Annotated in this window: 5 protein-coding genes and 1 riboswitch; of the genes, 4 read left to right on the top strand and 1 reads right to left on the bottom strand. The window is 72.9% G+C overall.

Annotated features, from left to right (window positions below; genetic code table 11):
- The first annotated feature begins 194 nt into the window (after positions 1–194).
- Positions 195–575, top strand: a complete 381-nt coding sequence (locus ACFVHO_RS35170; RefSeq protein WP_385723911.1) for a hypothetical protein — start codon at positions 195–197, stop codon at positions 573–575.
- A 257-nt stretch (positions 576–832) separates the two neighbouring features.
- On the opposite strand, the gene ACFVHO_RS35165 is transcribed toward ACFVHO_RS35170, so the two are convergent.
- The gene (locus tag ACFVHO_RS35165; RefSeq protein ID WP_385723909.1) at positions 833–1150 is read right to left on the bottom strand and encodes a DUF397 domain-containing protein; all 318 of its coding nucleotides are present in this window, start codon (positions 1148–1150) and stop codon (positions 833–835) included.
- 119 nt (positions 1151–1269) lie between these two features.
- A riboswitch (cobalamin riboswitch) is annotated at positions 1270–1409 on the top strand.
- A 122-nt stretch (positions 1410–1531) separates the two neighbouring features.
- Here ACFVHO_RS35165 and ACFVHO_RS35160 point away from each other — a divergent pair.
- The 3 genes from ACFVHO_RS35160 to cobN are packed head-to-tail and all read left to right on the top strand — an operon-like array spanning position 1532 to position 7691.
- A complete protein-coding gene (locus tag ACFVHO_RS35160) occupies positions 1532–2524 on the top strand; it encodes a cobalamin biosynthesis protein (protein ID WP_385723906.1) in 993 nt (330 codons plus the stop codon).
- The gene (locus ACFVHO_RS35155; RefSeq protein ID WP_385723903.1) at positions 2521–4029 is read left to right on the top strand and encodes a cobyric acid synthase; all 1509 of its coding nucleotides are present in this window, start codon (positions 2521–2523) and stop codon (positions 4027–4029) included. Before ACFVHO_RS35160 ends, ACFVHO_RS35155 begins: the two co-directional genes overlap by 4 nt.
- Positions 4026–7691 carry a cobaltochelatase subunit CobN gene (gene cobN, locus ACFVHO_RS35150; protein WP_385723900.1) on the top strand — a complete coding sequence of 1222 codons (3666 nt, stop codon included), beginning with the start codon at positions 4026–4028 and terminating at the stop codon, positions 7689–7691. Before ACFVHO_RS35155 ends, cobN begins: the two co-directional genes overlap by 4 nt.
- Positions 7692–7785: the final 94 nt, after the last annotated feature.

The raw sequence follows: 7785 nt of genomic DNA, 5'->3' as shown, positions 1-7785 counted from the left end.
CTGCCGTGTGCACGGGGGGTTTGTGCCGGGGAGCCCCGCACCACCCACCCCCCACCCCCGCTCCCAGCCCCCCCCCGGCGCCCCCCCGGGCCCCCCCGGGGGGCCCGGCCGCCGATCCCCTGGACGGCGGCGAGCCCGTCCCCGCCGAACCCACCGCCCCCTCCTCCCACATCCACGACCTCTTCAGAGAGGGGATGAAAGATCCGGCGTTCGCCCGCGAGCTGAACAGCCTCCTCGACAGCGAGCACCAGCGGAGCCTGCACGCACAGGAGCAGCAGACACGGAGCTTCCTGGCGAAGGCGGGCTGTGTGTCGGTGTGTCTCGCCGTGGTCGTCGTGGCGCTCGTGCCGGCCGGGATCGTCGCCCAGGGCGTCGTCGCGCACCACGACATCAACCCCTGGCACTTCGTCGTCGCCCTGACGGGCGGCTGCGGGCTGCTGACTGCCGCGGTGGGCTGGCTCGTACGGAGTCTGCGCCGCGGCCGCCGTCCGGAATCGGCCGCTACGACCGGCGCCGGCCCTCCGGCTGACGGAGCGTCCGCAGGCGGTCCCGCTCCGCGTGCCGGCGCGGGATGAGCGGCGTGAGTCCCCACACGGCCCCGGCCCCCGCCGCCACGACCGCGGCCGTGGCCAGCCAGACCACGAGCCGGAGCTGGAGCCCCTCCACAAGAAGGGAGGCGAGAGCGCCCGTGACGACCGCGACGACACCGCTGAGCGCGCAGTACAGCACGAAGACGAGGCGCCGGGCGGGCCCTGCGGTATGCCTGCTCAGCGGCAGCTGCCTGCTCTCAACCCCCATGGTCTCCAGCCTTTCGTGCGCACGCTGGGACAGCTCACTTCCCCCCGACTCTCCCCGAGGCCACCCCCCTGACAAACGCGCGCCACGCCGTCGGCGTCACGTTCATGTGCCCTTCATCGCGGTGATTCGAGTCACGGACCCACACCTCGTCGTTCGGGTGGGCGACTTCCACACATTCGCCGCCCGCCTGAGAGCTGTAACTGCTCGTGAACCACTGCACTGCCGGTAAGTACTCGTCGGCCACACCGCCCCCTTGCCCGCTGCCGTCACGAGAGTCGGACGGTGCCGGGGCCCGGCGGCAGTCGACCGCGCCCTGCCGGGTTCGCGTTCCGCGTCGCTCTCCTGCTGTCATGTTCAAGCTTACGGAGAGTGGTTGCGCCCGCCTAGCCGTAAACCGGCCCTGGGCGCAGGTCCATGTGGACCTCCGCACACACTCCCGTCGCAGGTCAACAGCGAGTTGACGGGCGTCGCGGGCCATGGTGGACTGCCGGAGCCATTTACGGCGGCAGGAGAGGAAGCCGGTGCGAATCCGGCGCGGTCCCGCCACTGTCACCGGGTGATCCGACGATCCCCGGGAGCCAGGAACTCTCGCCGCCGGTCTCGTCGAACCAGGGCGCGGAAACCCTGAGTGAGGACATATCGCCATGCGCGGCCGCCCGTTGCCGTCCCCTGCTCCGCCCGGGGCCCCGTCGCGGCCGAGAGCCCTCCGCCGCGTGTCGGCGGGCTGACCCCCATGTGTGCCGATCGCGACTTCGCGTACGGCGCCGCCGCCGGACTCCTCGGTGACCTGCTGCTCGGCGATCCTCGCCGGGGGCATCCGGTCGCCGCGTTCGGGCGTGCGGCGGGGGCCGTCGAGCGGGTGCTGTGGCGTGACCACCGCGGGTGGGGCGCGCTGCACACCCTGGTGTGCGCCGGAGGCGCCGTCGGCGCCGGTGTGCTCGCCTCCTTCGCCGTACGCCGCTCGCGTGCCGCTTCCGTCGGGCTGACCGCCGCCGCGACCTGGGCCGTCGTCGGCGGGACCTCGCTGGGGCGGGAGGCCCGCGCCATCGGGGGCGCGCTCGCCGCGGGGGACGTGGACGTCGCCCGGGAGCGGTTGCCTCATCTGTGCGGGCGTGATCCCGAGGCGCTGGACGCCGACGGGATCGCCCGTGCCGTCGTGGAGTCCGTCGCCGAGAACACGTCCGACGCCGTCGTGGGGGCGTTGGTGTGGGGGGCCGTGGGGGGTGTGCCGGGGCTGCTCGGGTTCCGGGCCGTCAACACGCTCGACGCGATGGTCGGGCACAGGTCCCCGCGCCATCTCCGGTACGGGTGGGCTTCCGCGCGGCTCGACGATGTCGCCGGGTGGCCCGGGGCTCGGCTCACCGCCGCGCTCGCCGTCGTCGCCGGAGGGTCCCCCCGGGGGGCGGTGCGGGCCTGGCGTGCCGATGCGTCGAAGCATCCCAGCCCCAACGCGGGGGTCGTCGAGGCCTCGTTCGCGGGGGCGTTGGGGGTGCGGCTCGGGGGCACGCTGGCCTACGCGGGGCGCGTTGAGCATCGACCTGTCCTCAACGGTGGGGGGCGGGCAGTTGCCGTGGGGGACATCGAGCGGGCCGTGAAGTTGTCCCGGCGGGTGGGGTGGCTTGCCCTGGGTGTTGCGGTGGCTGTCGACCTTGCACGGGGTGCACGTACGACACAGCGCAAAGGGCAAAAGCAATGGCAGGCACAGCGGCTCGGGGGTGGGGCATGAGCGGTGGGCTGTTGGTTGCCGGGACCACTTCTGACGCTGGGAAGAGTGTCGTCACCGCTGGGATCTGTCGGTGGTTGGCGCGCAAGGGCGTGTCCGTCGCGCCGTTCAAGGCGCAGAACATGTCGCTGAACTCGTTCGTCACGCGTGAAGGAGCCGAGATCGGGCGGGCGCAGGCCATGCAGGCGCAGGCCGCGCGGGTGGAGCCCAGTGCGCTGATGAATCCCGTGCTGCTCAAGCCGGGGAGCGACCGGTCGAGTCAGGTCGTGCTCATGGGCAAGCCGGTGGGCGAGATGAGTGCCCGGGGCTATCACGGGGGTCGCCAAGAGGCGCTGCTCGACACCGTCGTGGGATGCCTGGAGCAGCTTCGGGGCACGTATGACGCCGTGATCTGCGAAGGGGCGGGGAGTCCCGCCGAGATCAACCTCCGGCGCACCGACATCGTGAACATGGGGATCGCCCGTGCTGCCCGCTTCCCCGTCGTGGTGGTCGGGGACATCGACCGCGGGGGTGTGTTCGCCTCGTTCTTCGGGACCGTCGCCCTGCTCGCTCCCGAGGACCAGGCGCTCGTCGCGGGCTTCCTCGTCAACAAGTTCCGCGGGGACGTGTCGCTGCTCGAACCCGGGCTCGACATGCTGCGCGACCTCACCGGGCGGAACACCTTCGGCGTGCTGCCGTTCCGGCACGGGCTCGGCATCGACGAGGAGGACGGGCTGCGCGTCTCGCTGCGCGGAGCGGTGCGGGAGTCCTTCGTGGCGGCGCCCGTCGGCGAGGACGTGCTGCGCGTCGCCGTGTGCGCGGTGCCGCTGATGTCCAACTTCACCGACGTGGACGCGCTCGCCGCCGAACCCGGCGTCGTGGTGCGGTTCGTGGACCGGGCCGAGGAACTCGTCGACGCGGACCTCGTCGTCGTACCGGGCACGCGCGGCACCGTGCGCGCCCTTCAGTGGCTGCGCGAGCGAGGGCTCGCGGAGGCGCTCGCGCGGCGGGCCGCCGAGGGGCGGCCCGTCCTCGGGATCTGCGGCGGCTTCCAGGCGCTCGGGGAGCGGATCGAGGACGACGTCGAGTCGCGGGCCGGGACCGTGGACGGGCTCGGACTGCTGCCCGTGCGCGTCACGTTCCGGCGTGAGAAGACCCTGGCACGGCCCGTCGGAGAGGCCCTCGGCGAGCACGTCGAGGGGTACGAGATCCATCACGGCGTCGCCAAAGTGCTGGGCGGGGAACCCTTCCTGGACGGGTGCAGGGTGGGGGCCGTGTGGGGCACCCACTGGCACGGATCGCTGGAGAGCGACGCGTTCCGGCGCCGCTTCCTCGGCGAGGTCGCGCGCGCCGCGGGCCGCCGGTTCGTGCCCGCGCCCGACACCTGCTTCGCCGCCCTGCGCGAGGAACAGCTCGACCTCCTCGGCGACCTCGTCGAACAACACGCGGACACCGACGCACTGCTGCGCCTGATCGAGACCGGCGCTCCGCCCGGCCTCCCCTTCGTCGCACCGGGGGCACCCTCATGACCGTCCTGCTGCTGTCCACCGCCGACACGGACCTGCTCGCGGCCCGCGCCTCCGCCGCGCCCTACCGCATCGCCAACCCGACCCGCGTCGACGTGCGCGAGGAACTGCCCGCGCTCCTGGACGGCGCGGACATCGCCGTCGTACGCCTCCTCGGTGGCAAGCGCGCCTGGGAGGACGGGCTCGCCGCGCTGAAGGCGGCCGGGATCCCGACCGTGCTGCTCGGCGGCGAGTCCGTGCCGGACGCCGAGCTGATGGCCGACTCGTCGGTGCCCGCCGGTGTCGTCGCGGAGGCGCTGCGCTATCTCGTCGAGGGCGGCCCCGCCAACTTCGTGGAGCTGGAGCGGTTCCTGTCGGACACGGTGCTCCTGACCGGCCGCGGTTTCGCCGAGCCGCGGAAGATGCCCGAGTACGGGGTGCACGGGGAGCGCGCGCACGTCGAGGGGCGCCCGACCGTGGGCGTGCTCTTCTACCGCGCGCACCAGCTGTCGGGGAACACCGCGTTCGTCGACACCCTCTGCGACGCCGTCGAGGCCAAGGGCGCCAACGCCCTCGCCGTGTACTGCGGTTCGCTGCGCGGCGCCGACCCCGGCCTGTACGAGATCCTCGGGCGCGCCGACGTCCTCATCGCCACCGTCCTCGCCGCCGGCGGCACCCACGCGTCCGGCGCCAGCGCGGGCGGCGACCAGGAGGCCTGGGACATCGGCGCCCTCGCCGACCTCGACATCCCGGTCCTGCAGGGCCTGTGCCTCACCTCGTCGCGCGCCGCCTGGCAGGACTCCGACGCCGCCCTCTCCCCCATGGACGCCGCCATGCAGGTGGCGATCCCCGAGTTCGACGGCCGCGTCATCACCGTGCCGTTCAGCTTCAAGGAGCAGGGCCCCGACGACGTCCCGGTCTACGTCGCCGACCCCGAGCGGGCCGCCCGCGTCGCCGGAATCGCCGTACGCCACGGGCAGTTGAGGCACAAGCCGAACGCGGACAAGAAGCTCGGCCTGGTCTTCACCGCCTACCCGACCAAGCACAGCCGCGTCGGCAACGCCGTCGGCCTCGACACCCCCGCGTCGGCCGTGCGCGTCCTCGACGCCCTGCGGGACGCGGGCTACGCCGTCGAAGGCCACCCCGACAACGGCGACGAGCTGATCCACACCCTCATCAACGCCGGTGGCCACGACGTCGAATGGCTCACCGAGGAGCAGCTGGCCGCCGCGCCCGCGCGCGTGCCGCTCGCCGACTACCAGGCGTGGTTCGACACCCTCGACCCCGAGCTGCGCGACGGCATGCTCCGAACTTGGGGCGAGCCGCCGGGCAGCCTGTATGTCGACGGCGGCGACATCGTGCTCGCCTCGCTCCGGTTCGGGAACGTCGTCGTGATGATCCAGCCGCCGCGCGGCTTCGGCGAGAACCCCATCGCCATCTACCACGACCCGGACATGCCGCCGTCCCACCACTACATGGCCGCGTACCGCTGGCTCGACACCGCGACGTCGGAAGGCGGGTTCGGCGCCGACGCCATCGTGCACATGGGCAAGCACGGCACCATGGAGTGGCTGCCCGGCAAGGGCCTCGGGCTGAGCGGCGGCTGCGCGCCGGACGCCGTGCTGGGCGATTTGCCGCTCGTCTACCCCTTCATCGTCAACGACCCCGGCGAGGGCACCCAGGCCAAGCGGCGCGGGCACGCCACGGTCGTGGACCACCTGGTGCCGCCGATGGCGCGCGCGGACACGTACGGGGACCTGGCGAAGCTGGAGCAGCTCCTCGACGAGTACGCCCTGGTGAGCGATCTCGACCCGGCCAAGGCCCCGGCCGTGCGGGCGCAGATCTGGACGCTGGTGAAGGCCGCCGAACTGCACCACGACCTGCGCGTCGACGACCAGCCGGACGACGACGCGTTCGACGAGTTCGTGATGCACATCGACGGCTACCTGTGCGAGATCAAGGACGTGCAGATCCGCGACGGCCTGCACGTCCTCGGCGGCGGCCCGGTCGGCGAGGCCCGCGTCAACCTCGTCCTCGCGGTCCTGCGGGCCTCCCAGGTGTGGGGCGGCGTCGCCAACGCGCTTCCGGGCCTGCGGGCCTGCCTCGCCGAGCACTTCGGCCTGGACGAGAAGCAGCTGCTCGGCGAGCCGGGCGCGGCGGTCAAGGTCGCCGAGGGCCTGACCGCCCTGGTCGAGGGGCCCGCGCGGACCGCCGCCGACGCCATCGACCTGCTTGAGCGGCTGTGCCGTCGACTCGCCGAGGGCATGGAGGAGCGCGGCTGGGACCTCGCCGCCGTGCGCGGGCTCGTCCGTGACGTCGTCGGCGTCGAACTGCCGCCCGCCGTCGCCGTCCTGGGCTTCGCCTGCGAGGAGGTCGTGCCCCGGCTCGCCCGCACCACCGACGAGATCGGGCACATCCTGCGCGCCCTGAACGGCGGGTACGTCCCCGCCGGGCCCTCGGGCTCCCCCACGCGCGGCCTCGTCAACGTGCTGCCGACCGGCCGCAACTTCTACTCCGTCGACCCCAAGGCCATTCCGTCCAGGCTGAGTTGGGAGGTCGGGCAGTCCCTCGCGGACTCGCTGATCGCCCGCTATCTGGCGGACACCGGCGCGTACCCGAAGTCCGTGGGCCTGACCGTGTGGGGCACCTCCGCCATGCGCACACAGGGCGACGACATCGCGGAGATCCTGGCGCTGCTCGGCTGTCGACCCGTGTGGGACGACGCGTCGCGCCGCGTCACGGGCTTCGAGATCGTGCCCGTCGCCGAGCTGGGGCGGCCCCGCATCGACGTCACCGTCCGCATCTCCGGCTTCTTCCGCGACGCCTTCCCGCACGTCGTCGGCCTGATCGACGACGCCGTCCGCGCGGTCGCCGAGCTGGACGAGGACGCCGCAGACAACTACGTGCGCGCCCACGTCGACGAGGACACCGCCGAGCACGGCGACCGGCGGCGCGCCACCGCCCGCGTCTTCGGCTCCAAGCCCGGCGCGTACGGGGCGGGGCTGCTGCCGCTCATCGACGCGCGGAACTGGCGCTCGGACGCCGATCTGGCGGAGGTGTACGCGGTATGGGGCGGCTACGCGTACGGGCGGGGGCTCGACGGGCGGGCCGCACGGGGGGACATGGAGACGGCGTTCCGGCGGATCGCGGTCGCCGCGAAGAACGTGGATACGCGCGAGCACGATCTCGTCGACGCCGACGACTACTTCCAGTACCACGGCGGGATGGTCGCCATGGTGCGGCATCTGACCGGTGCGTCGCCCGAGGCGTACGTCGGGGACTCGGCCGTTCCCGATCAGGTCAAGACGCGGACGCTCGGGGAAGAAACCCACCGGGTCTTCCGGGCCCGCGTCGTCAATCCGCGGTGGATGGCCGCGATGCGGCGCCACGGGTACAAGGGGGCTTTCGAGATGGCCGCCACCGTGGACTATCTGTTCGGGTACGACGCCACGGCCGGGGTCGTCGACGACTGGATGTACGAGAAGTTGTCCGCGGAGTACGTGTTCGACCCGGAGAACCGGGCCTTCATGGAGAAGTCCAACCCTTGGGCGTTGCGGGGGATCTCCGAGCGGTTGCTCGAAGCGGCGGAGCGGGGGCTCTGGGCCGAGCCGGACGCGGAGACGCTGGAGCGGTTGCGGGCCACGTATCTCGAGCTCGAGGGGCAGCTTGAGGGGGGTGCGGAGTGAGGCCCTGCGGGGCTTTCCCCAGTCCCGCCCCTTCCCGAAACCGGGGGCTCCGCCCCCGGACCCCCGTATCGCCGCTCCGCGGCTCGTCCTCAAA

Origin of the sequence: Streptomyces sp. NPDC127108 (genome assembly GCF_042677545.1) — a bacterium.
Lineage (GTDB): Bacteria > Actinomycetota > Actinomycetes > Streptomycetales > Streptomycetaceae > Streptomyces.
This window is presented reverse-complemented; position numbering and strand designations above follow the sequence as displayed.